At 66.2% G+C, this 22,531-nt stretch carries 26 protein-coding genes; 4 read left to right on the plus strand and 22 right to left on the minus strand.

What is annotated here, in order from left to right:
- Positions 1-114: 114 nt before the first annotated feature.
- Positions 115-1,725 carry a hypothetical protein gene (locus tag ACWEVR_RS30510; RefSeq protein WP_280298538.1) on the plus strand — a complete coding sequence of 537 codons (1,611 nt, stop codon included), beginning with the start codon at positions 115-117 and terminating at the stop codon, positions 1,723-1,725.
- Between the two features lie 455 nt (positions 1,726-2,180).
- Positions 2,181-3,644 (plus strand): hypothetical protein, encoded by a 1,464-nt coding sequence (locus tag ACWEVR_RS30515; protein ID WP_280298540.1) that lies wholly within the window; start codon positions 2,181-2,183, stop codon positions 3,642-3,644.
- Here the strand turns inward: ACWEVR_RS30515 and ACWEVR_RS30520 are convergent.
- From ACWEVR_RS30520 to ACWEVR_RS30585, 14 genes are all read right to left on the minus strand, one after another.
- The gene (locus ACWEVR_RS30520) at positions 3,611-4,456 is read right to left on the minus strand and encodes an SAM-dependent methyltransferase (protein ID WP_280298541.1); all 846 of its coding nucleotides are present in this window, start codon (positions 4,454-4,456) and stop codon (positions 3,611-3,613) included. The two genes, ACWEVR_RS30515 and ACWEVR_RS30520, sit on opposite strands and share 34 nt — an antisense overlap.
- On the minus strand, positions 4,456-5,253 hold the full coding sequence (locus tag ACWEVR_RS30525; protein WP_280298543.1) for a hypothetical protein: 798 nt from the start codon (positions 5,251-5,253) through the stop codon (positions 4,456-4,458). The genes ACWEVR_RS30520 and ACWEVR_RS30525 overlap by 1 nt, the downstream gene beginning before the upstream one ends.
- Positions 5,250-6,560 carry a hypothetical protein gene (locus ACWEVR_RS30530; protein WP_280298545.1) on the minus strand — a complete coding sequence of 437 codons (1,311 nt, stop codon included), beginning with the start codon at positions 6,558-6,560 and terminating at the stop codon, positions 5,250-5,252. Before ACWEVR_RS30530 ends, ACWEVR_RS30525 begins: the two co-directional genes overlap by 4 nt.
- On the minus strand, positions 6,560-6,871 hold the full coding sequence (locus ACWEVR_RS30535) for a type VII secretion target (RefSeq protein ID WP_280298547.1): 312 nt from the start codon (positions 6,869-6,871) through the stop codon (positions 6,560-6,562). The genes ACWEVR_RS30530 and ACWEVR_RS30535 overlap by 1 nt, the downstream gene beginning before the upstream one ends.
- A 50-nt stretch (positions 6,872-6,921) precedes the next feature.
- Positions 6,922-7,629, minus strand: a complete 708-nt coding sequence (locus ACWEVR_RS30540; protein ID WP_280298548.1) for a hypothetical protein — start codon at positions 7,627-7,629, stop codon at positions 6,922-6,924.
- A complete protein-coding gene (locus tag ACWEVR_RS30545; RefSeq protein WP_067641699.1) occupies positions 7,629-7,913 on the minus strand; it encodes a hypothetical protein in 285 nt (94 codons plus the stop codon). The genes ACWEVR_RS30540 and ACWEVR_RS30545 overlap by 1 nt, the downstream gene beginning before the upstream one ends.
- A gap of 37 nt (positions 7,914-7,950) precedes the next feature.
- Complete coding sequence (locus tag ACWEVR_RS30550; protein WP_316575423.1) at positions 7,951-9,675, minus strand: cutinase family protein; 1,725 nt, start codon at positions 9,673-9,675, stop codon at positions 7,951-7,953.
- A complete protein-coding gene (locus ACWEVR_RS30555) occupies positions 9,675-10,154 on the minus strand; it encodes a hypothetical protein (protein ID WP_280298549.1) in 480 nt (159 codons plus the stop codon). The genes ACWEVR_RS30550 and ACWEVR_RS30555 overlap by 1 nt, the downstream gene beginning before the upstream one ends.
- A 105-nt stretch (positions 10,155-10,259) precedes the next feature.
- Entirely contained in the window at positions 10,260-10,862 is a 603-nt protein-coding gene (locus tag ACWEVR_RS30560) for a DUF5753 domain-containing protein (RefSeq protein ID WP_316575422.1), read from the minus strand.
- A 56-nt stretch (positions 10,863-10,918) separates the two neighbouring features.
- Complete coding sequence (locus ACWEVR_RS30565; protein ID WP_280302135.1) at positions 10,919-11,371, minus strand: hypothetical protein; 453 nt, start codon at positions 11,369-11,371, stop codon at positions 10,919-10,921.
- Positions 11,372-11,595: 224 nt separating this feature from the next.
- Complete coding sequence (locus ACWEVR_RS30570) at positions 11,596-12,039, minus strand: hypothetical protein (RefSeq protein ID WP_280302133.1); 444 nt, start codon at positions 12,037-12,039, stop codon at positions 11,596-11,598.
- A 607-nt stretch (positions 12,040-12,646) separates the two neighbouring features.
- On the minus strand, positions 12,647-12,868 hold the full coding sequence (locus ACWEVR_RS30575; RefSeq protein ID WP_110038869.1) for a cold-shock protein: 222 nt from the start codon (positions 12,866-12,868) through the stop codon (positions 12,647-12,649).
- A gap of 80 nt (positions 12,869-12,948) precedes the next feature.
- Positions 12,949-13,350 (minus strand): hypothetical protein, encoded by a 402-nt coding sequence (locus tag ACWEVR_RS30580; protein WP_280302130.1) that lies wholly within the window; start codon positions 13,348-13,350, stop codon positions 12,949-12,951.
- A 56-nt stretch (positions 13,351-13,406) separates the two neighbouring features.
- The gene (locus ACWEVR_RS30585) at positions 13,407-13,706 is read right to left on the minus strand and encodes a hypothetical protein (RefSeq protein WP_452469763.1); all 300 of its coding nucleotides are present in this window, start codon (positions 13,704-13,706) and stop codon (positions 13,407-13,409) included.
- 412 nt (positions 13,707-14,118) lie between these two features.
- Here ACWEVR_RS30585 and ACWEVR_RS30590 point away from each other — a divergent pair, with 412 nt between their 5' ends.
- Together ACWEVR_RS30590 and ACWEVR_RS30595 are read left to right on the plus strand one after the other, a co-directional pair.
- Positions 14,119-15,393 carry a helix-turn-helix domain-containing protein gene (locus ACWEVR_RS30590; protein WP_280302126.1) on the plus strand — a complete coding sequence of 425 codons (1,275 nt, stop codon included), beginning with the start codon at positions 14,119-14,121 and terminating at the stop codon, positions 15,391-15,393.
- Positions 15,394-15,401: 8 nt separating this feature from the next.
- Complete coding sequence (locus ACWEVR_RS30595) at positions 15,402-15,872, plus strand: SAM-dependent methyltransferase (RefSeq protein ID WP_280302123.1); 471 nt, start codon at positions 15,402-15,404, stop codon at positions 15,870-15,872.
- A gap of 7 nt (positions 15,873-15,879) precedes the next feature.
- On the opposite strand, the gene ACWEVR_RS30600 is transcribed toward ACWEVR_RS30595, so the two are convergent.
- From ACWEVR_RS30600 to ACWEVR_RS30635, 8 genes are all read right to left on the minus strand, one after another.
- A complete protein-coding gene (locus tag ACWEVR_RS30600) occupies positions 15,880-16,305 on the minus strand; it encodes a YbaB/EbfC family nucleoid-associated protein (RefSeq protein ID WP_280302121.1) in 426 nt (141 codons plus the stop codon).
- Positions 16,302-16,751 carry an ankyrin repeat domain-containing protein gene (locus tag ACWEVR_RS30605; protein WP_280302119.1) on the minus strand — a complete coding sequence of 150 codons (450 nt, stop codon included), beginning with the start codon at positions 16,749-16,751 and terminating at the stop codon, positions 16,302-16,304. The genes ACWEVR_RS30600 and ACWEVR_RS30605 overlap by 4 nt, the downstream gene beginning before the upstream one ends.
- 12 nt (positions 16,752-16,763) lie before the next feature.
- The gene (locus ACWEVR_RS30610; protein WP_280302118.1) at positions 16,764-18,179 is read right to left on the minus strand and encodes an HNH/ENDO VII family nuclease; all 1,416 of its coding nucleotides are present in this window, start codon (positions 18,177-18,179) and stop codon (positions 16,764-16,766) included.
- On the minus strand, positions 18,180-18,476 hold the full coding sequence (locus ACWEVR_RS30615; RefSeq protein WP_280302116.1) for a WXG100 family type VII secretion target: 297 nt from the start codon (positions 18,474-18,476) through the stop codon (positions 18,180-18,182).
- Positions 18,473-18,796, minus strand: coding sequence for a WXG100 family type VII secretion target (locus tag ACWEVR_RS30620; RefSeq protein WP_280302142.1), 324 nt, complete (start codon positions 18,794-18,796; stop codon positions 18,473-18,475). Before ACWEVR_RS30620 ends, ACWEVR_RS30615 begins: the two co-directional genes overlap by 4 nt.
- A gap of 619 nt (positions 18,797-19,415) precedes the next feature.
- A complete protein-coding gene (locus ACWEVR_RS30625; RefSeq protein WP_280302115.1) occupies positions 19,416-20,456 on the minus strand; it encodes a phosphotransferase enzyme family protein in 1,041 nt (346 codons plus the stop codon).
- A 112-nt stretch (positions 20,457-20,568) separates the two neighbouring features.
- Positions 20,569-21,693: a glycosyltransferase gene (locus ACWEVR_RS30630; RefSeq protein WP_280302113.1), complete on the minus strand. Its 1,125-nt coding sequence runs from the start codon at positions 21,691-21,693 to the stop codon at positions 20,569-20,571.
- 59 nt (positions 21,694-21,752) lie between these two features.
- Positions 21,753-22,520 carry an SDR family oxidoreductase gene (locus tag ACWEVR_RS30635; RefSeq protein WP_280302111.1) on the minus strand — a complete coding sequence of 256 codons (768 nt, stop codon included), beginning with the start codon at positions 22,518-22,520 and terminating at the stop codon, positions 21,753-21,755.
- Positions 22,521-22,531: the final 11 nt, after the last annotated feature.

The following is a 22,531-nucleotide window of genomic DNA, read 5'->3' on the forward strand; positions in this document are numbered from 1 at the left end:
GCAGGTGTTGTCATGTCAGCCGGTCCACGTATTCAGAAGGATGTCATGCACGCAGAGTTCGATCCGACGGTTTTTCTGCCCGGGAGTGAACGACGGCTAGTCCGGGAGCACCAGGTGAGGACACTCGAGTGGGCGGCGGCCCGTCAGCGTGGCGAGCTGGCTGAACCTGTACCGAAACCGGACCCTGAACCGTTTCTTCTGATGGCGGGGGCGTCCGCCGAGAAATGCGGGCGGCTTCTAAAAATACTGTCGCCTGAGGTTGCGATATCGACATGGTGGGAGTCGCGATCGAAATACGCTGCCGCGCTGGGGCATCACACCCTCCTCAACAGGTTCCTGTGGGTGTTGGCTGTCGGTGCTTCCGGTGCTTCGGAGGACTCGGCAGTTATCAACCAGTACTTCCTGCATGCGGGACGGTGGTGGATCGCATCGAACTTTGCTGACACCTTCAGTTCCCACGATGAGGAGCTTTCGGTCGGTCTGCAGCAGACGCCGGGACGCGAATTTTTGTCCCGAACAAGCTCCCAGAACATCAGGTTCGCGTGGGTGAACAGAATGATCTGCACAGAAATCGGACGTCAGATCGAGGCTGATCCGGCATTTGCTGAAATACTGCCGGATTTCACTGTCGAAAACGTCACGCGATCACTCGATATCGCCGACAGATTTGGGATGCGAAACGTAGATGGTGGTAGCGGACTGTATCCCACACCAGTGACCGACTCGGCTACAAGATTCATTGCTGACAACCTCTCAGTGCAGGCGGGCTCTCGATCTCACGCAAAATTCGAGAAACTTGCTGTTTCGCCGGACATCAATGGAAGTCCTTGGATCGAGTTCCCGTCCGGCGTCGCGCCGATCGCTCTCGGTGCAGTGCGATTGGAACAAGACCGGGCCATGCTGAAGGCAATCGACGACAGGTTCCTGCGCCACCGGAACCATAATGCACATGACCTGAGCAAAGGGGAGCTCTATGAGCGAGTGAGTCAAGAGTGCGTGCGCCATTCACTTCCATGGCTGCGTACCCGAGAGCCGAATCGTCCAGCGGTCATCAAACTGGCAGGAAAGAAAGACCCCGACATCGACTGCATGATCAGCGACCGGCGGATTCGGATAATCGGTGAGGTCAAGGCGATGGAAGTCTCTGATGCGATCACGACCTCCTCAAGCAACTTCGAGAAGCACGTGACAAAGCTCGCTACGCAGCTCCAGGTCCGCCTGGATGCTCTCGATGCCGGGACTCCGGTCACCGATGCCGATGGTCGAGAATTCATTGGTGGTAAGGATACTGTCGGGATCGGGATAGTTCTGCACAACTACTGCGGATCGTTGACCTTTCCTGACATGCTGCAGTATATCGACGCTGAGGTGATGAGTGACCGGACAGCTGTGGCGGAGCTCCACTCGTGGGTGATCGTACTTTCCGCGATGGCGTCAGTCCGCGAATTGCGGGATTACCTGCGCTATCGACACCGCCTCCATCGGCTCGGTGTGGTTGCAACCGATGAATGCGACATAACTGTGGGTTTTCTCAATCCGCACCGCGGTGAGAACGTGATCCGCTTCTTCGAAGCGCGTGCGGCTGGCAGTCCAGAAGTCAAGAAACTCTTTTACCTGAATGGTTTCGCTGTCTCGGGTGACGTCGCTTCCGAACAGCCCAGGCCGGCCACCCCCGCCGAGTGGAAGCACATTCTCTACGAGGCGGCCCAGCCGGTTCCGATGTGAGCGGCGGCTTCTCGTCGGGTAGACCAGGTCTTCCATACCGAAGCGGGGAGGCTCGGCGTGGGAACCGACGATGGTGTAGTGGATGAGGGCCAGTGTGGGAGCTGTCTGATCGAGTAGCAGCGATATCGCAGTCTCGTTCTCGCGCATCGGTTCCTGCTGAAACGGGGGCGACGGTGGTTGGTCACGGTGCCCGCTGATCGCGGTGCGTCACCAATATGCTATGCCGGGCCATTGAGGGGAACCCCAGCTACGAGCGCGGAGAACCAGGGCACAATCAGTGTCGTTCATCGATGCGCACTCGGGGAACCTGAGCCTGCGCCCGGACCAGGTGGGGGGATGTGAACGTAACCAGTGGTGGTACGACGGTACCAAATACGGGTGGTGCGGCTGATGCTCAGGCGCGGCAGGCACTGGCGCCTCGGGTGCGGTCGCATCTAGGTGAGTCGGCAGCGCGTGTGGCGACCTTCGCGGTCAACGCGAGCCTGATCTACGCGCTTCTAGCCTGCGTGGTCGCGCTCTGGCGGCTAACGAAGTCGTCGTGGGTCAAGCTCGACTTTCAGCTCATGATTGACCACAACGACGGTGCCGACCTGCTGGCAGTGTTCGCCACAATGGTGATCGCATTGAACGTGGCCGCGTGGTGGCCACGCTCGGTCAATACCCAACCTCGGCCTGCCGATGCCGTCCCGGACCGGGATGAGCACGAGACGCAAGCGGCACTATATGCGCGTTACCTCACCCTGTCGCAAGCGGCGCTGCTAAGCGGATTCGGCGCTATCGCCGTGGGTGAGGCATCCTTCGTCCACGCCGTGGTGGTGAAAGGTGAACTCCTGACCGGTCTCGCCATACTTCTGGTCGCGATGGTCATCGCGGTGTTCAGTCTCGACGCACAGGCCGGTCTCCTCGAGGGCAAGGACCTCGAGGACAAGGTCCGCCGAGATCGCCGCGATGCCGACCTTGAGCGGCTACGCCAGCTCGTAGGCCAGGCCCAAGAGGGCTCGCCCACCCTCGACAACCCGCTCGCACGATGGTCGGACGCGAGAACAGCCGCGCGATGGTCCGGCAGCGCTGCAAGGCTGTGGTGGCTCAGCGAGGTTGTAGGTATCGCCGCCGTCATGCTTGTCGTTCCCACAATCGGGCTGACCTACGCCAGCCGCCGCGACGGATACTCTTGGAGCCAGATCGCCGGGACGGTACCCCCGGCTCGTACTTCTGTTCGTCATCCTCGGCGCTCTGAGTGTCACGATGATGATCGCGACGACGGCCGCACTCGTCTACCGACATCACGTCATGGCGGCCGCGTACGCGTTGCACGTCATCGCCATTCCGACGCAATTTTCCGTACTCCTGGTCGGGCTACTCCTCGGAACAACCGCATCGGTGAATCGCTGGATCGCCGTCGCGTGTGCGCTATGGATGCTTTGGTCTCCAGTGTTGATCACGTGGCGAGCCTTGGCCAAGAGTCCACAGCAGATCGGCGTTTTCCCCGGAGGTGTGGCGCGTCGACTCGTTCGTACTGCGATCCTGTCCCGCATAAAGCAGCTGACGGCCCCGTCCACGGCCCAGACACCAACGACTCAAATGACCGGATGGAGGCTGGCGATACGGCCGTGGAGATGGCGCTCCGCGTTCATCCGCTGGTACGAGCACGCTTCCGGGGTGAACCGGGCATCCACCGAAAGTGTCGCTGTTTCTCCCGCCGCGGAGCAGCCAGCTTCGGCTCCGGCCGCATGATCGGCCGCTGGGCCGCCTGCGCGAGCGGACCTTCCGCCGCGACGGGATCCGATGTAGTGAGCACCACATCAACCGTTGATGTGATGCTCGTGCGCGGCGTTCTGCAATCGTGCGGCGAGTCAGGGTTCGACCCGAGCCGGTCTGTCCGGTTTCATCGGCGATGTAGCTTCCCCACGGCGGCGTAGCTACACACCGTCGACCGCGGCCACACACCGAACCCGGCCAGGCACTCGTCGTCGTTGCCGTGGTCGGGCCGCCACAGGTCTGCGGTGACCAGGCCGGGATCGAGTAGCAGCAACGGTGCGAGCATCTGTTCGACCTCGTCGCGATCGCGTGGCCGATACCGGATGCCTGCCGAGGCCAGTGTTTCGACGGCGGTGTCGATGTCGCTGTCGTGCAGGTCGGCGGCGGTGTGGGTGAACACCAGCCAGGATCTGTCGGGTAGATGCTGGAGTAGTGACGCCACCAGTGCGGGTGCGTCGGAGAGGAATTCGGCGGTCCCGGACAGGCATACCGCGATCGGTGTCGAGATATCGAGTCTTGTCGTGAGGAGTTCGGTGATGCTGGCGAAGTTTGTCAGGTCGGCGGTTGCGAACGTGGAGTTGGGCCCGGTCATCAGGGCGAGGGCGTGGGCGGCGACGTAGGGGTCGTGGTCGAGGTAGAGGGTGCGAGCGCTCGGGTTCTGGTTGGCGGCGACGTCGTGGATCTGGGGTGCGTTCGGGTATCCGCAGCCGAGTTCGACGATCTGGGTTATCCCGTGGTCGCCGACGAGGTGCTCCATCGCGCGCAGCATGAACGCGCGGGCCTGGGTGACCGCGACGCGGAAGGTGGTGTTGGCACTGAGTTTGTCGGCGATGTGGCGGTCGATGAGGTAGGCGTCTTTGCCACCGTGGATCGCATCGAAGACCCTGGCTGGGTTGGGCTCCCTCGCGTCGAGTATGCCGTCACGGTGGGTACTCGTGGCGGAGCCGGTGCCGGGTGTGCAGGTGTCGGCCACTACGGTTCCTCGCTGATCTCGGTGATCTTGTTGACGCCGTCGGGGTCGGTGGCGGTGTGGAAGATCAGGGTGGCCAACAGCTCTGGTGCGGCGTCGGGGCGTTGTTCGCGGACATGGACCTGCCATCGTGCCGGTGCGGTCGGCACGATGGACACGCAGTACTTCGTCCCGGCTGGGACGGTGTCGATTCCGGCCTGGATCACCTCGGCGGAGGGCACTTTCGCGTCGGCGGTGACGAATTCGCGGGCCGTGGTGCCGGATCTTTCGACGTAGTAGGCGTGTTGGAAGGCGAAGATCACCGAGACGGCGTTGGTCGTATCACCAGGGTCGGTGCCCGAGGCCAGCGCAGGCGTGCGGGTGTGCGGGCAGTCCGCGATCGCGTAGGTGGGTGAGCTCGGCGCGACGACCGAAGGTATGGGCAACGGGTCGGGCAGCGGTGTCAGCGGCGCCTCGGTGGCGGGTGACTCGGTGTCGGGCAGTACCAGCGTGATCACGACCAGGACCAGCAAGGCGATGCCGAATGCGGCGGCGAGCCCAGCGATGACCCGGCCCGGGCCTCGGTCAGCGCGCGCGGGCGCGAAGCTGCGGCCGACCTGCCGGAACCCCGGCGGCGCTGCCGGGGTCCCGTGATCGGTGTCGCGGTGGTCGGTGGGCTGGCTCCAGTCCGACCAGTCACCGACCCACCCGTCCTCGGTATCGGATCGGTCGTCGGGATGCTGGAGTTCGTCGTCGGGTTGGTCGTCGTCGCTGTCGGCGGGCGGAGTGTATCGGCGCAGATCCAACGGGCTCTCGCTCACGACGGCACCGCCCCGATGACCGGGACGACGACACCTGCCGGGTCCCCGGCGATCGAGGCCGGGGCCGTGACCCCTGCTTGGGTACGCGGCTTGTGCTCCCCCTCGTCCCCGGCTGCCGACTGGGCTCCCGCGGGCGGGACCACTGCGGTCGTGGGCGCGCCCGCGGTGTTCGGCACAACCCCTGGTTGTCCGGTGCCGCCGGGCCCGGTCGGTGCGGCTGGCTTCGGGTCGGCCGTGTTCGGGCCTGCGGAGGGCTCAGGTTTCGGCGCGGCGGCCGGGGAACCCCCGGCATTCGTTCCGGTGCCAGTACCGGCTGCGGCACCGCCTGCGGGTTTGTCGGAACCGCCGAAGTTGATGACCGGTGCGGCTGGCGTGGTGGTGAGGTTCGTGGCGGCGGTGCCGCTGTTGGTTGCCGCTGGTGGGATGGTCGCGTTGTCGCCTGTGCCGGTGAGCGCGGCGGTGATGGTGTCACCGGCTTCGGCGCCGAGGGTGTCGATGGCGTGCGTGGCGACGCCTGCTCCTTCGGTGATCAGGGTGGTCAGGACTTCGGCGCCGGAGGTGATCAGCTGGGTGCCCACGGTGGTGGCGGCTTCGATCGCCGCGGTCCCGAGGGCTTGTTGCATCGCGATAACAGGGTCGGTCGAGGTTGCGTTGGTGTCGGGCGCTGTGGCGGAGGCGTCATCGCCTGCGGTGGTGTCGTCGGTGGGCAGGGAAGGGTCGCCGGTCGAGGGGCCGCCGCCGGTGCCCAGGCTCGACTTCGGGGTTGTATAGGACTTCTCGCCGAGCTTGCTGCTGTAGCTGTCGTAGTCGGCTTGGGCGCCCTGCACAGTGGACAGGGCGCTGCTGTACATCTCGCGGGCCAGGTCGATCACCTGCGTTACGCCTCGGTCGTTGGGGGAGACTTTCAGGATCTGGCGGGCTTGGGTGGCGAAGTCGTCGAGTTCGGCATCGAGCGCGGCGGAGGCGGCGGTGTTGGTGCCGACCGCGGCGTCGATCAGCGTGGCGAAGTCACCGGAATCGGCACTGCTGTCGACGATCTGGGTGCGTGTGCCGCGGATCGCGGGGATTGCGGTGTCGGCCGCCGCTGAGGTCCAGGTCGACTCGAGGTCCGTGGCTCTGACCCGGTGCGGGGCTTCGGTCGCGTCGAGTTGGGTGATCGCGGTGTTCAGCAGGGCGATCGCGTCGGTGGAATCCCCGGTGCCGTCGAACGCTGCCCGCAGTTCGGTGATCGGTTTCGACAGGTAGGTGATGATCGCGTCCGGATCCGGTGCCGCGGTGCTGGTGGCGGGTTTGGTGCGGGTGACCATCACTGTCCTTCGGAGATGGTGGACAGGTTCGCGGCGAGCTGCTGGTCGTGACTGACAAAGCGTGTTCGGCAGGTCTCGACGTGCCCGGCCTGGTCAGTGACCGCGTTCGCGCAACCCTCGAGGTGGGTGGCGTGCTCGACCAGCGCTGCGATGAGCTGGGTGCGGAACTCGGCGCCGATCAACCCCAGACCCGGAACTGCGGCGGCGGCGGCGGTCGTGGCGTGGGTGGCAGCGGTGAGGTCACCGACAACCTGGGTTCGTGTCACCGTCACGAACTCCTGCGCGGTGGTCGGGTCGAAATCGAGCGACATGATGCCCCCTTCGAATAGTGGTGTGGAGATGGACGAGTCCGGTCGAGATGTCACAGTGACGAAGGATGTGCACGCGCAGGCCCGCCTGCCGATGGCGGCCAGCGCCGAACCGGTTGGGAATATGGGCTCGTGCTCGGGTCCGTCGGGGCCAGCAGTGCGTCGATGTCCAAGACCTGCCACGTCGCGAGGTTGAGGTGGCGGGCGCCGAGTGCGGCGGCGGCGATCGCTTCGACCAGCACGGGCCGATGGACGCCGAACCCGCTGTGCTGGTGCGGTCGCAGACCGTAGTGGGCCAGCAGGGCGATGAGGTCTGTGCGGGCTCCGTCGACGTCGTTGCTCAGGTCGAGCAGCGCCAGCGCCGTGGAGCGGCTGGTGTGGCGGCGTTCCCAGCGGCGGTTCAACGCCGCGACTGCTCTGGTCGGCTCGAATCGGCGTAGGTGGGGCAGCGGATCGAAGGCCGCCATCGCGCGAGCGCGTCGCCGTGCCTGGTTCAACCCGGTCACGAACTCGCGGTGGACGCGGTCATGGAATCCGTGATGGATGAACAACTGCCAGGCCAACACGGCCGTATGTATCCGGGCCTCGCGGGCCAGGGTGGCGTCGGTGGCTGGGAAGCTGAGGTAGGCCAGGGCAGTCGCGGTGGACGACAAGGCCAGTCCGGCGATGGTCGTGTGGGCGATCGTGTCGGGCAGGCGCGGTTTCGACTGGCCGCGCAGGACACAGACCTGCCGATCCGGGCGGGGATTGCGGGTCGTCATCAGTTGCCGATCATGGCGTTCATGATGGTTCCGGCGCTGGTGGCGATGGCGCCGCCGATCATGGCTCCGGCGATCATCTTCGGCGATTCCAGGCCGCCGCCGGTCCATTTCTCCCACGCGAACTTTCCGCCCGCGTAGGTGATGGCCACGACCCCCGACAGCAGGACGAACCAGGTGAGGTACTGCACCAGCTGCAGGATCTTGTTCGACATCGGCGGCGCCTCGGGGGTGGGGTTGCTCAGCTGTGCGAGCAGGTCGTGACCGGCGGCGAGCACAACGTTCATCAGGTGGTCGGCCTTTCGAGAATGGGATGCGACACGGTCAGCGGGTGGGGCCGCTGACGCCGGGCTGGCGTGGGATCGATGAGGTCGACGGCGCGGAGGTGTTGCGGTGGATGCCGGGTTGTTGCGGCGCTGCGACCGTGGCGGGCACGGAAGGATCTGGAGGGTCGGGGAGAGCAGTCGGTGGGGAGGCGATGTGTTGGGGGGCTCCCACCACCTCACCCAGCGAGGGGCCTGGGGAGGTGGTGGGAGCGGGCAGGTCCACGTGACGGAACGTGGACGTAGTCGAGGAAAGCCCCGCGGCCGGCGTCGTGGTCGGCGCTGTGGTGGTATTCGAGGTCGAGTGGCTCGCGTGCAGGGGTGTTCCGGCGGCGTCGTGGGCGGCGGCGGCCAACCACGCGCCGGCCCATGCGGCGGGGGAAGGACCGTCGCCGATCGGCCGTGAGTAGGCGTCATGACGCATGCCCGTTTGCCAGAGCCGCACCCAGGTCGTGAGGTCGAGCAGGGCGTGGTTGTCGGCGATCTCACGGCGCACGACGTCGAAGGCCGCCGCGACGAGTCGATCCGAGGTGGTTGGAGGGATCAGCTCGGTGATCGCGGTGGTGAACTTCTCACCCAGCATCGCCACTGCGGCCGCGGGGTGAGACAACCCGACAGTGCCCAACTGGGCGAGGGTAGCCGGATTCAGGACCGAGGCCGCCAGCACGTGGACCGCGTTCAGCCCGATCACGCCGACCCGCATCACCGCCGCCAACGCCGCGTTCACCTCGAGCGGGGTGCGGGGATCGGAGGCCTCGGCCAGCCGCTGGGAGATCGACTTCGACGGCGACACTTCCCATTCGGTCAACGAGGCCCCGGAAACGTCGTCCTCGACGGCGGTCGAGACGGCCTCGAGTGAGGTGTAGGCCAGGGCTTGCCCGATCGAGACCAGCGAGGCGATCGGATCACCGGCCGACAGCAGCGACTGCGACGCCACCCCGGCGGCCGCCCGCAAGATCGCCGACCCGGTCGGTGTGTCGCAGGCCAGATCGCCTGCGACACACAGATTCGCCACCCGACCGGTCAGGGCGCCGTAGTCTGCGACGATGTCACGTTGCGGGCCGATGCCGCCACCGGAGGCCACCGACGGAAACGGCGCGGCGGGCAGCAGCGCCAGATGTCGACCACTGGTGCCCGGTGCCGGGGCCGGGGCGAGGGCATCGGTTCCCGGGAAGACTGGGGCGCCGGGGCTGCGGGTCGGGTCGGCCATCAACACCACGGCCGCGACCGCCTCGGCAGGCACGACCCCCTGTCCCGCGCCGACCTGCTGAGCCACCAGCGAAACCACGTGCGCGCCTTGGGAATAACCCAGCAGCGCGACACGGGTCTGCGGGCACGCCGAATGCACCTGCCGCATCATTGATTCCGTGCGTACGACACCGGTAGCGACCGATTCCGCATACGGCACGGTTGAGGCGCCGACCGCGCCGCCGAACCCGGCCGGATACGGCACATACGCGCGGTCGACCAAACCGGGATCGCTGGCCGCGGCCATCATCGGACGCACCGCCAGCGACAGCATCCCGGTGTCAGTGCTCGGCGCGGCATCCGGTGACGACTCGCCGGTACCCTGCACGGCGAAGACATACAGCGCAGGGCACGCGCCCAGCGCGAGGACGGTTGAGGGCGCCGCGGCCGGGGGCGAGGACGGTGCCCCAGCCGCTGGCGTGGCTGCCGTGACCATTACGGCCACGCCGAGGACGGCGGTGACCAGGCGGGCGGGCATCAGGGATGCTCCGGCGTGTGTGCCGTTGCGCCGAGACCGGCCCACCAGATGCTCAACGGGACGCGTCGTCGGCCGGCGGCGAGGTCGGTGAGGAGTCCGTCGAGCGCCACGGCGAGCTCGAACAACGGGCCCCACACCATGATCAGGCTGGTCGCTGTATGGGAGTCATCGAGCCGCGCGGCGTATCCGGCCATCCGTGCGAGACTCATCGCGACAGTCTCGGTGTGTGGGGGAGTCGCGATCGACGGTACAGGCAACGCTTCGGCGACAGCGGTATCGATTCGGCGCATCTGCTCGGCCCGTGCCGCGCTAAGCCGTTCACCAGCCAGCCCCTCGGCGCGGGCGATCTCCACCAGCTCGACAGCGCCGGCCAGGATCGGGTCGGCCAAGTCCTCACCCTCGCTCCAGCCCAGGACCGCACCGAGAATTTTCATGCCGGTCGGCAGCGGCGAATCCTGTTCGAATGCAGTGGAAGTCATGACGGCGGCTCCTGAAAATGGCATCGATCGGTCGAGAGAGGCTGCGGGCACAGCGATGTCGGTGTCCGGTCGGCCGGGGCCTGGCCGACCGGACACACGGTGGGGTCAGTGGCCGGCGTGCAGGGCCAGCACACGGGTGAGCACGACCGTTGCGTCCTGGCCGTAGACGGCTTGGCCGTGCAGGCGGTCGAACAGCCGCGCGGCCAAGGCGACGTCGCGCGGGGAGGTGGCGACCACCTCCCCGGTCGCGGTTTCGGACTCCACGCGGGCGGTGTCGTGCAGGACGAACTCGGGTGCCGGACCCACGAAACGCGCGTTGAGCGGCACGATCCCGATCCGCACGTGCGGGCGCGCATCGAGCTGGTCACGCAACGCGAGGATCTGCTCGGCCATGATCTCGCTGCTGCCGACGACGTGATGGAGCGCCGATTCCCCGATCAGGAAATGGAAGTCACGCTCATCTCGGTCCAGGATCTGTTGGCGCTTCATCCGTGCGGCGACCGTCTCGTCGAGGTCGTCGGGAACTTCGAGCACCCCGAAGCACTCGGACAGGATCGCCCGCGCGTAGTCCTCGGTCTGGACGAGCCCGATCACGATGTCGGGGTTCCAGGCTCGCTGCTGGGTGACGCGTTCCTCGATCGCGATCAGGCTGCGCTGCAACGGCGCCAGCCCGTCGACGGTGTGGTCGTAGATGCTGGTGTAGGACATGATGTTCTTCCTTGCTATTCGGTGTGGAGCGACCGGTCAGTCGCGGTGTGCTGTGGTCAGGCGGCGTCGAGTAGGCCGCGAGCGGCGTCGCGGGTGATCGTGTAGACGAGCTCGAAGTCGGCCAGGGCGCCGGGGCGAGGCGGGCTCAGCCATACCCGTGTCGGGTCGCCCGGGGTCGGCAGCGGGATCGGGGAACCCGGCGCGGTGCGGATGGCTTGCACCTTCGAGCCGCGCGGGAAGATGTTGATCAGGCGCGGGTCCTCGGCTCGGATCGCGGTCGTCAAGAACATGCGCTGCCCTGTCGCGGTGTTGTGCACGATTGGTGTCTGAATCCTGCTGTGCTGCAACTGGTCTGCAACCTTGTCGGCGAGCCGGTCGCAGACCTGGATGCCGTGGATCTGGTCGGCGGGCAGCACGATGTTGTCGTGGCTGTCGAGCACGACCCGCCAGCCGAATTGCCGGTAGGCGGCGCAGCGGTGCGCGGGCGTCTCGGTCACGGATGTAGCCACAGGACCTCACAAGGCATTCGATGTTTCGGTAGATATCCATCGCTGACTTCGAGGGCAGTGATGGAGGTACGAGGATGGATCCGGCACTCGCGCAAGAAGTTCCGCACAGCCGAGACACACCCGCTGAAGTCGGCGACCAGCCCGCCACTGATCACTCGCAGGTGAGTGTCGGGCTCATCGGGGCGGGGTGATCCAGACCGCGGCATGGCAAGCTCCGGCGCCGCTTATCGGCAGGCCAGGATCGTGGAGACCACGACCTCAGCGCTCGGCCGATAGGGATCCAAGGGTTCGTGCGGTAGCCAACGTCGCGCCGGGTCACGGGGCGAGGGCAGCAACACCTCGTCGCCCTCGGCAGCGAGCACCGCCCCGGTACTGGACAGAGCCGCGAAGCTGGCACCGCCGCGTAGGTGAGCGGGTACGGGACCGGTAAGGATGGTCAGCCGTGGCTGGGTGGTGTCACTGCGTACGATCACCGGGCCGGGCCACGGCAAAGCCGCGACTACTCGCTGGCCGAACGCGGAGGCCAACTCGATGGCGCCGACGGTCCCGACCCGCAACACGATCTGGCTCGTGGATTCCCGAACGAACACATCGAACCCGCAGGAGTTGCGGTAAGAGCTGGCACGGTGAATCACCTTGTCCACCGCCAGGAAACGCGTGCTGGTCATCGCGCACCGCCCTGCTGTAGGAAACGACGGACCGCGTCGAGGACCGAGGTGGTCGTCGGTCGTTGCCGACTGGTCGGGGGTGACTCCCATGCTCGACACGAGCCAGCGTTGCCCGCAGCGGGCGTCGGGAGACCGATCCGGGCACCGGAAGCCAGCACCACGACGCCGTTGACCCACAACCGCGTAGCGTCAGGGAGTGCCTCGATCCTGCGGTCCGAATCGGTGAGGAACGTCCACGTCCCGGACTTGGGATGCGACACGATCGGACCACAACTCACCTCCACACGCCCGAGCTCACTTCGAACCCGTCGGCCGAGAGCGCTGGGAACCATGACCGCCTGAACCCGCCCAGCCACGACAACGATCTGGCCGGAGACTGGATCAGGCACGGCCGGCAACTGGCACACCTGCTCGTAGTAGGCGCATCGCGCAGCCACGGTGACGCCTTCCAGCTGCAGGGCGTGCGCGCACGGACCTGCGGTCGAACGCTGGGCGGCATCATCTGGGTGACATAGGGTTGTAGAGCTCGTGAGGTAGGCCGTCATCGGGTCCTCCACGGTCGTGGCGGGTGGGTATTTCGGATCGGGTGCGAGGCAGCCCCGCACGTCTATTTCTGGCGGTGGGAGTCGACCCGTCGTACTTGGACAGCCTGCGGTCCACGGTCGCTGTCGGTGATCTCGAACTGGACATGATCGTTCTCGGAGAGCGCGCGAAAGCCCTGTCCGATGATCCCGGAGTAGTGGACGAACACATCGGGGCCGGCATCGCGCGCGATGAACCCGAAACCCTTCTCGGCGCTGAACCACTTGACAGTCCCGGTGATTGACATGTGTAACTTCTTTCGTTGAGTGACGCCCGCGCGCGGGGCCGGGCTTGTTGGGTGGGTACACCCCCCGGGGGAAGGACCGTTCACCGTGCGGCTAGGGCTGCCAGGATCGACACCGGGGACGGTCGGTACCTATCGGTCGGGGCAGCCGCGTGCCAACGCCGAGCGGGATCATCGGGTGAGGGCAGCAAGATCTCGGCACCTTCGGCGACCATCGTGGCCCCGCACCGATCCAGGACCGTGGTCGTCGGCACACTGTGACGCACATGCGTCGGAATCGGCGCGGTGAGGAACGTCCAGGTCGTGCGGTGACCGGCAGCGAGGTTGATGATCGTTGGAACAGGGAGCTCCAGCCGTCTAGTCAGCTTCGGGGCAAGCGGAACCGGTACGACGATCGCGCCGATGCTTCCGGCCGCGACGAAGATTAATCCGCTCCCTGCGCGCAGGAATGCAGGGAGCCCGCAGACGGTGTTGTAGTAGTTCACCTGCCCCACCGCAGCGGCGGGAAGCGCGGCGCGTGGCTTCAAGGTCGGGAATCGGGTCACCGCGGACCGCCCTTCGAAAAGTTCTCGCTGACAGCGGCGATGACCATCGACGTGGTCGGGCGCAGGTTGTAGCGCGGGGCGACGATCCACTCCCGACGCGTCGCCGCGTGCTTGAGTGGGCTCGGCAGCTCGATGACCGCGTTGGAGGTCAGGACGAACACCCGGTCACGCACCGAGGCGGGAAGGCCAGCTTGGCGGTATTCGGCCGCACAGACTCTCGCTGATCGTGGTGGTGCGCCGAGAGACCCGTTACTGCCGAGTGTCGATGCGGGTAGGGGCGCAAGGGCTTGGCTCATGGGTCCGGTTCTCCTAACAGTGCGATTCCGGTACTGGCGATGTCGAGGTGCGCGGGGCTGACCTTGAACGGGTTGGCCGGCTTGCCTCTGTTTGTCTAGACAACCAGCGGTGTGCGTCCACGCCTATGGGTTCGGCGTCCACACCGCGTCCACATCCGCGATCGCACGGCGCGATTTCTGGCCGGTGTACAAGAAATGGGTGTGCCAGATAGCCGATGTGGACGTTGGCGTGGCGCAGGCCTCGGTACGGGTAGAGGAGTTGATCGCAAAGGATGCGTGGCCTGATCGGCGGGCCTTGTGCCGGGCTGAAATGCACTCGGACGTGCAAATGCACTTGCAGGTCGCCAAGCTGGGAACGGACGAGAGTCCCGGGCTTCCACAGAGTGTCCACAGGCTGGAATGATTCGCCGGTATGGACGGTCACGCCGTTATTGTTGGTGCACAACTCCGAGCCGCTCGGGAAGCGGCAGGCGTCTCCTTGTCAGTGGTGGCTGGGGAACTACACCGGGGAAAGTCCGCGGTGGCCTACTACGAGACCGGTAAGCGCGCTGCGCCACCGGATGTCATAGCGTGGTACGAGAAGCGGTTCGGCGGGTTAGCAGATCCTGTGGCTTCCCTCGCCGACCTCGGAAAGGCTGACGTGGAACGACGTGCATTCCTGCGTAGTGGCTATTCCACCGCGTTGAGTGCTTCGATGGTCTTGCCTGGGTCGCTGGAGCGGTCGGGACCGGTGGTCAGGTCAGTGCCGTCGCTTCGCCGGGTAGGTGCTTCCGATGTCGAAGAGGTCCGCCAGATCATGGTGTTCTTCTCCCAGATCGATCAGCGCCGGGGCGGAGGACACGGGCGCAGCGCGGTGGTCCAGTACCTGAGTGAGGAAGTTGTGGCCTACTTGCACGGGTCCTACCCCGATGATCGTGTGCGTCGCGACATGTTCTCCGCTGCGGCAGAGATGGCGTACCTAGCCGGCTGGATGGCGTTCGACAACGACGAGCACTACACCGCTCAACGCTACTTCGGTACCGCCACCAAACTTGCCGCAGAGGCAGATGACGAACCGCTGGCGGGACATATCCTGCGCGCGATGGCACATCAAGCGATAGACCTCGGCCACCACAGCGATGGGCTCGCTCTCGCAGAAGCCTCGGTGAGCGGTGGTCGCTACCGCACCGCGACACCGAAGGAGCGGTCACTGCTGATGGTCGTATACGCCAAAGCGCTCAGCGCGGCCAACAATAGCCGCGCGGCGGCGACCGCGCTACTGGCCGCCGAAGAAGATCTCGCCTCGGCCTCGGACACTGTCACAGAGCCAGCTCGCGTCTACTTCTTCTCTGAGGCCAGCCTGGCCCACGAGACCGGCTGCGCGCTGCGCGACTCCGGCGACCTACGCGGCGCCGCGGCGCAGTTCGAGGTGAGTGTCCGCAAGCGCAAGGCATCGGCCTTCGCACGCACGCACGCGGTTACTCTCGGCTACCTCGGATCAATCCAGGCCCGCCAGGGCGATCTGGAACAGGCCTGCGCGACGTGGTCGTCGGCGCTATCAGCGATGGGTACGGTCCAATCGGGACGTACCCGCCGCGTCGCCCGCGACATCCGCGCCACAGTCGCGCCACACCTCGGCGCGGCCGTTGCGGGCGTGGCGGAGGTCCATCAACAAGCCGCTGAGTATCTTGCAGCACAACAAATCTAGGGGAAGTCATGAGTGACGAGACATTCGAAGTCGTGCCGATTGCCCATGTCGTCGGAGGGCGCGCAGAACCGACCGACGACCATTGGGCCGGCACTGAGGCGATCATCCGAATTGATGACCCACGTTTCACCGAGGACTCGGTGAAAGGCCTCGAACAGTTCAGTCACCTTGAGATCGTGTTCCGATTCCATCTGACCGACCAGAACGACCTGCACTTCGGTGCACGCAGCGCCCGCGACAACCCCGACTGGCCCCAGGTCGGCATATTCGGCCACCGAAACATGCGCCGGGTAAACTGGTTGGGAGTGTCCCGTACCCGGCTGCTGCGGGTCGATGGCTTGGACCTGCACGTTAAGGAGCTCGATGCCGTCGACGGGACACCAGTGCTCGATATCAAGCCATGGTTCGCCGAATTCGGACCCCGAGGCCGGATCGAGCAGGCGCCATGGTCCATCGAAATGCTCCGCGACTATTACTGACCACGGACTACCATTCCTCGCCGTTGAGGCGCGCGAAGTACGCGTCGTCCGCTGCTTGGATCTCCGCTTCGGTCAAGCGAGCACGTTCAGTGCTCGATGTCTGCGAGGGCTCTCCGTTCAGCCCCTCGATACCCAGTCGTAGCTGTGGGTCTGCGGTCTGGAGAAGCTTCGCGGTCTGGGTTTGGATATCTGACCGTGCACTGCGGTGGATTTCTACGAGTGCGTGGCTTAGCTGCGAGGAGCTCCAGGACATTGCGCTGGGTGCGATCTGCAGTGAGGTGATGTCGCCGTTGGCGTCGACTTCGATCGATACGCCTCTCGCGGTGCCGCGGCCCCGTAGCCGCGACAGGGCGGTGGAGAATTCGTTGGCGCTGCGCCGGAGGACGCGGAGGTGCTCTTCGAGTTCCCTGTCCCAGTCTTCGGTCGAGCTCACGGTTGACCGTCGCCTTCATCGTCGACGAATAGGGAACGAATCTCGGGCTTGTTCGAGATCATCTCGATCAACCACAGAGGGGACTGTCCGCGGTGGTTCTCGATGCGGGCGTCAGCACCCCGGTCCCGCAGCAGCCGGACGACCTCGGGTGTGCTCCAGGGGCTGCGGAACGCGTAGAACAGGGGGGTGTCGCCCTTGTCGTCTTGGGCGTTGGGGTCAGCGCCTGCGTCCAATAGTGTTGCCACGGTGTCGATCCCGCCGTATTGGGCGGCGAAGTGCAAGGGAGCGAGCCCGGCTTCGTCGCGGTCGTTGGGGTCATAGCCCTCGGCGAGCAGCTGCTGGATCTCCGCGGCGCGGGCACCGTTGGTGTCGGCGGCGGCGTAGTGCAGTTCGGTGCGTCCCGCGCGGTCGCGTTGGATTTGTGGCTTCTTCGGTTTTTTCCACACAGTCGACCCCTTTTATCTCGGCGCTTCGTAGATGTGTCGGGAGTTTCCGGGCGCGTCTTCGATTCGATAGAAGCTCGGATTGTTGACGTAGTCCCGGAATTCGGCCCACGTCATGTTCTGTCGCAGCGCTTCTTCGCGTAGGCGCCAGAATTCGTGACCTGCTTCGTGTCCCATGACCGGTGTCGAGTTGACAGGGTACTTCATGCCGTTGGCGCCGAGATAGTACTCATTGCGTGCGTCCATCGGGAGTTGACGGATCGCTGGGTCGGCGTACTTGCCGCTCACTGGGATGAGCACGGTGGGGTCGGTGGCGCTGAGGTAGAACTCTTGACCGTTGACGGTCACTTTCGGTGCCGCCTCCTGCACCGGTCTGGTCGTGGTCACTCGCAGGTACGGCCGGGTCCGCGACAACAGTCGCAGGTCGTCCAGTGTCAGGGGGTTGATCGCGCCGGTCGCCTCGGCGGTGGCGAGCCCGGCTTGGGCGGCCAGCAGCGGGGACAGTTCGGCGACCGAGCGGGCGAACGCGCCTGAGGCCGCGACGACCGGCAAGCCGGTCATCTGCGCGGTGGTCGCGAGGTTGCGGCACAGGGTGGCGATTCTGCTGCCCACGACCGCCGCTCGCGCGGCCAAGGCCGCGGTTCCGCCTGCGGCGGTGAGGCCGAAGCTGTAGCTGGCCAGGCCCCAGGACACGACTTCGCCGATGACGAAGACCGCGGCAAACTCGCCGAGGAGGGTCAGGATCTCCTTGCGGGTGTTCTCGATCGCGAGGGCGTAGTCGGCGCAGGATTTCGCGAGGATCTTGAACTGGGCGGTGAGGGTTTTGCCCTGGTTCTCGAGGATGGTGATCTGGTCGAGGATCTGCTGGACTTCGGGGGTTTGCTGTCCGCTGATCGCGTCTCGGGCGGCTTGGAAGCTGTGGTAGGGCAGCAGTTCGTCGCCGTAGAAGCTCCACTGGGTGGCGACGTTGCGCAGATTCTCGGGGTTGCCGCTGGGCCACACCTCGCCCTGGGTGTACTCGGCGATCTTGTCCCACCACGACGGCGCCTCCGAGCTGCCACCGAACAGGGCAGGCAAAGTGATCGGTTGCATCCACGCCAGCGAGCCCGCGCCGAAGGCCAGGTCGGTGTCGGCGCCACCGATGACCGAGAGTTGGTTGGCGTTGGCGTGGTTGGTCGCGGTGACCTCGAGCAGGTCGTGCATCTGGGCGAGCCCGCTCACCCAGGCCGCGGCCGCGGTCATCGCGTCCTTGGCGGCGGGGTCGAAGCTGGCCGACCAGTCCCGGCCGGGCTTGTCACTGCCCGCGCAGCCACCGTATTGCTGCAGGTTGGCGGCCATGGCACGGATCTTGGCCGACGCCAGGCCGTGGGCGTTTTTGAAGACGGTTGCCGCGGTGCGGATTTCGGTGGGAGTGACGATCACCGGCGCCATCTACGGCCACATCCGGGTGTTGTGGGTGATGGCTCGGGTGTAGTTGGTGTGCGCGATGCGGGCGACCTCACGTAGTTCGTCGAGGTTTTCCTGCATCTCATCGACGCCGGCGACCCATTTGTCGTGGGCGGCGCGCTGGGCGGTCGCGGCCTCGCTGGCCCAGCTCAAATGCAGCTCGGCGATGCGGCGTTCGACATCGGTCAACCAGCCCGCGACCTCGGCCCCGAACGCTTGCATGGTCGTGATCGCGGCGTCGAGCTGTTCGAGGTCGACCCGGAACCGGTCATCGCCGGTCACGGCAGCTGTCCGTGGAGGCGCTCGGTGGCCGCGGCGTTGGCCTGGTCTTGGGTTTCGTAGGCGTTGGCGGCCTCGAGGAGCTTGTCGGCAGACTCTGTCAACGCGGCGGCGACGGTTTCGGCGCCGGCTTTCCATTCCAGCCAGCTCTCCTCGTAGGCGGAGGCGGCCTTGCCCTGCCAGCCATCGGCGAGGAGTTCCTTGCCGATGGTGTCGTCGAGCTTCTTCACCCGGTCCCGGATTGCAGTTGCTTGGCCGGCAACGAACGCCGCGGTGCTGCGCAGCGCGCCGACGTCGACATGCAGCTCACCCTCACCCGACACCAAAGATTCCCCCTCGTGCTCCAGCCAGCGCCGACGAACCGTCCTCTTACCCTTTACCCTGTTGGACGCACCCGGTTCCGGTTCCACAGACTATCGAATCCGACGATGTGGACGCGCGAGTGCGAGCCGACCTCTACCTCCGATAGTTCTTCAGCACCACTGACATCGCCGCGCGAGACGGTGTCAATGCTGGCGCACTGACCCAACTAGCCCGCGACTACGAGTTCCCCTCCGCGCGCCTGGACGGCGACCATCTATCAACGTTGTCCCGTGCCTGGCTCCACCAGCAATACATCACGCAAGGCCGCACACTGTCCGAGTTAGCCGAAGAGATCGGTACGTCCTGGAGTTCCCTGGCCAGACAGGCCCAGCGTCACAACATCCCGCTGAGTCGGCTCGAGAGCCGACTCAGCGGTGAATCCACCTGCGCTCCAGCCGAAATCGAGCATGTACCCGAGGTGTTGCGGTCTGTGCTTACCATGACCGACTGGATTGCTCGACGCGACGAACTCGCCGAGACCAGCCACCACCCCACCATGGCCGCCGCGGCGGGGGAGTTTCGATATACCGGGCCAACTCCTTAGAGTCCCAAGATCGGCCAGTCGTCATCTCTGAGCCTTCAGCTGGTTGTGCCGGGATAGGACTGGCCACCGAGATAGGCGTCCATGTTGGCGATGATTCCGGCGATCCGGTCGTGTCCCCACTCTGCGACGGACGCGTTGGACAGAGCGCCACTGACAAAGTTCAGCACGAAGCAGTCCCGCAGGACCAGGTAGGGCTCAAGCAGGTCGTCGAGCTCGTCGGGCAGTGGGAAGATCCCGGCATAGCCGTCGAGGAAGTCCCGAGTGAACTTCTCGTAGGCGCCGGGAGTGGTGTGGGCGATCCGGTGGATCGAGGAGAGCACGGTCGCGATGTCGAGGATCGGGCTTCCCCATCCGCAGTCGTCGAAGTCGATGACCCCGACGCCGCCGTTCGGCAGCGCGATCATGTTCTCGCGGTGCAGGTCACCGTGGATCCGTGTGTGCTCTGACGGGTCGGTCGCGAGCGCCTGGGTTACCCGGTCAGCGACGGCGCGCAGGGTCTCGCGGCCGTGGTCTCCGAGGTTCACGGTGGCGTCGGGGTCGGTCAGCGCCGCGCCTTTGAGCAGGATGGTTTCGTAATCCCATGTCGGCCGGTCGAAGGCGGGGATGTCGACGGTGGCGGCGTTGCGGTGCAGGTGCGCGGTGGCCGCGCCCATCTGCGCGGCGACCCCGGGCTGCTGATACGGCGGTTCGGCGGTGCCAGGTACCCAGTGCAGCAGCGCGAGGGTGGCGGGCTGGTCGTGGCCGGGAACGGTGACTGGCACGACGTGATCGCCGCTGGACGTGGTCACTGGTCCGGGGACTGCGACGCCGCCGGATGCGGCGAGGCTTTCGAGCCAGGCCATTTCGCTGCGTTGCTGGTCGGCGGGTCGACCGTCGCGGATGGACAGGCGCGCGACGTAGGAGGTCTCGCTCCTGATTGGGGTGACCCGCCAGACGGCGTTGTCCTCGTACTGCTGGAGCTCGAGCTCGGCGGTGGCCGGGATGCCGTAGTGGATCGGCAGGGCGGCGCGGGTCAGACCGTCGAGAACACCGAGCTGGTCGCTGTGGCTGAGGTCGGAGAACGTGGTTGGTGGCACGGCTTCCTCACGGGTTGGGTTCCGGCATGGTCAGGCCGGGCGGGGGCAGATTACAGCTTGGGGCGCGGATCGATTCGGGGTTTCGATGGCGCGGGCGCGCGTAGCGGCAGAGTCACAAGGATACGGAACCTTGCAGCACTTGAACAGGCATTTTCGTTCCGGCGGCCTGTTCGATGAGGCCCAGAAACTGGTCGCGGTAGGTGTCCCATTCGAGAGCGAGCGCGTCGCGATCCGGGCGATGGGCCGCCGCGTCGGAGTCGGTGGCGGTGAGCAGTTCGCGGATGTGGGAGGCGCACGCGACGATATCGTCGACGGGGACGAACTGGGCTGGCCCGCGGCCGCCCGCGCCGTCACGGTGGCCGGGGATGTCGGTCAGGATGAGCGGCAGGCTGTGCTGGCGGGCTTCGAGAACTGAGATGGGCACGCCTTCGAAGCGGCTCATCGAGACGAACCCAGCCGCGCCGGCGAGCACGCTGTCGACGAGGTCGCGCTGCCAGACCGCACCGAGCCAGACGACGCGATCGGCGATGTCGAGTTTCGCGGCGAGCTGGCGTAGCGCGATGGTCTGATCGCCGTCGCCGATGATGACCAGGCGGGCAGAGGTCGTGGTGTCGGCGAGCGCGCGGGCGAAGGCGCGCAGGAGGCTGTCGTGGCCCTTGTGTGGGTAGAGGCTCTGCACGGCAACGACATAGCGGTCCTGCGCCCAGGCCGCGCTCGGCGGCGTGACAGCGCCGGTGCGGGGCTCGGTCGCGTTGGTCAAGGTGGTGACCTTGGCGGCCGGGATGCCGACGTCGTCGAGGAGGAACCGGGTCGAGCGGCCGCCGACGGCGACGATGTGGTCTTCGCCGAGGGAAAGGACACGGTCGAGCAGGTTCTTGCCGCGGCTGCGCAGGTGGGAGTAGTCGGAGTGGCAGAACCGGACGACGGTGCGCGCCCGGCGCAGGGCGGGCCGGATCGCCGGATAGAGCCGACCGTCGCCGAATTCGAGCACCACGACCTTGTCGCGGACCAGCGCGGCAAGGAACAGATTGCGGCGCAGCCGGTTTCGTGGTGCGACGACCAGCTCGGCAGCGACGGGGAGTTCAGCGACGAGGGCGTTGTCGCGGCCGGGGTCGAGCACGCAAACGGTGACCTCATATCCGGCATCGAGCAGGACGCGGGCGTGTGAGAGCAGGACCCGTTCCAGGCCGCCGACGGTGAAGTGGCGCAGGATCAGGACGATCCGGTTGGTGGACATCGCGATTCTCCTTGATGAGGGGCTGGGCCCGCCGCCGCGGGCAGGCCCAGCCAGGGTGATCAGGCGGTGCGGTGGACCTTGTGCTGGGCGGCCTGGGCCAGGGGGCGGACCTCGAGCAGGTCGATGTCGACGTGCGGGGGCCGGGTGGCGCACCAGACGATGATCTCGGCGATGTCGGCGGGAACCAGCGGGTTCTCGACGCCGTGGTAGACGGCGTCGATGGCGGCTTGGTCGTTGTCGAATCGGGCGCGCATGAACTCGCCGCCACGTTCGTCGCCGCGCATCATGCCGGGGGCGACTTCGGTGATCCGGACGGGTTCGCCGTTGAGTTCCAAGCGCAGGGTTCCCACCATCGCGGTGAGGGCGTGCTTGCTGGCGGCGTAGGCGGCGCCGCGTTCGTAGGCGACGCGGCCGACCGTGGAGCCGAGGAACACGATGTGGCCGTGGTTGTCGATGAGCTGCGGGAGCAGGGCCTGGGTGGTTCGCAGGCTGCCGACGACGTTGGTGTCGTAGGTGGCGTGCCAGTCTGCGACGTCGCTGTCGGCGATGGTGGCTGCGGGCGTGGGGATCCCGGCGTTGTTGACCAGCAAGGTCAACGGCAGCGGGTGCTCGGCGACGGTGCGGGCGAGGTCGGCGACGGATTCGGCGTCGGTGACATCGAGGTGATGGTGGGCGATGCCGGTGGCAGTGGGAGCCTCGGTGCTCAGGCGGCGTGATGCCGCCAGCACGGTGTAGCCGGCGGTGTGGAGGGCGTGTGCGGTGGCCGCGCCGATGCCGACGCTCGCGCCGGTGACGACGGCCAGGCCGCGCGATTCGGTGGTGGACATGGTGTGCCTTC

Source organism: Nocardia sp. NPDC003979, assembly GCF_053605015.1.

Coding starts and splice junctions, on each gene's coding strand:
- ACWEVR_RS30560 (WP_316575422.1), bottom strand. CDS start 10,862: ATGTCCTACACCAGCATCTACGACCACACCGTCGACGGGCTGGCGCCG.
- ACWEVR_RS30535 (WP_280298547.1), bottom strand. CDS start 6,871: ATGTCGCTCGATTTCGACCCGACCACCGCGCAGGAGTTCGTGACGGTG.
- ACWEVR_RS30555 (WP_280298549.1), bottom strand. CDS start 10,154: ATGACTTCCACTGCATTCGAACAGGATTCGCCGCTGCCGACCGGCATG.
- ACWEVR_RS30630 (WP_280302113.1), bottom strand. CDS start 21,693: ATGTCCACCAACCGGATCGTCCTGATCCTGCGCCACTTCACCGTCGGC.
- ACWEVR_RS30595 (WP_280302123.1), top strand. CDS start 15,402: ATGAGTGACGAGACATTCGAAGTCGTGCCGATTGCCCATGTCGTCGGA.
- ACWEVR_RS30550 (WP_316575423.1), bottom strand. CDS start 9,675: ATGCCCGCCCGCCTGGTCACCGCCGTCCTCGGCGTGGCCGTAATGGTC.
- ACWEVR_RS30545 (WP_067641699.1), bottom strand. CDS start 7,913: ATGAACGTTGTGCTCGCCGCCGGTCACGACCTGCTCGCACAGCTGAGC.
- ACWEVR_RS30635 (WP_280302111.1), bottom strand. CDS start 22,520: ATGTCCACCACCGAATCGCGCGGCCTGGCCGTCGTCACCGGCGCGAGC.
- ACWEVR_RS30585 (WP_452469763.1), bottom strand. CDS start 13,706: ATGAGCCAAGCCCTTGCGCCCCTACCCGCATCGACACTCGGCAGTAAC.
- ACWEVR_RS30590 (WP_280302126.1), top strand. CDS start 14,119: ATGGACGGTCACGCCGTTATTGTTGGTGCACAACTCCGAGCCGCTCGG.
- ACWEVR_RS30540 (WP_280298548.1), bottom strand. CDS start 7,629: ATGACGACCCGCAATCCCCGCCCGGATCGGCAGGTCTGTGTCCTGCGC.
- ACWEVR_RS30570 (WP_280302133.1), bottom strand. CDS start 12,039: ATGACCAGCACGCGTTTCCTGGCGGTGGACAAGGTGATTCACCGTGCC.
- ACWEVR_RS30575 (WP_110038869.1), bottom strand. CDS start 12,868: ATGTCAATCACCGGGACTGTCAAGTGGTTCAGCGCCGAGAAGGGTTTC.
- ACWEVR_RS30610 (WP_280302118.1), bottom strand. CDS start 18,179: ATGGCGCCGGTGATCGTCACTCCCACCGAAATCCGCACCGCGGCAACC.
- ACWEVR_RS30530 (WP_280298545.1), bottom strand. CDS start 6,560: ATGGTCACCCGCACCAAACCCGCCACCAGCACCGCGGCACCGGATCCG.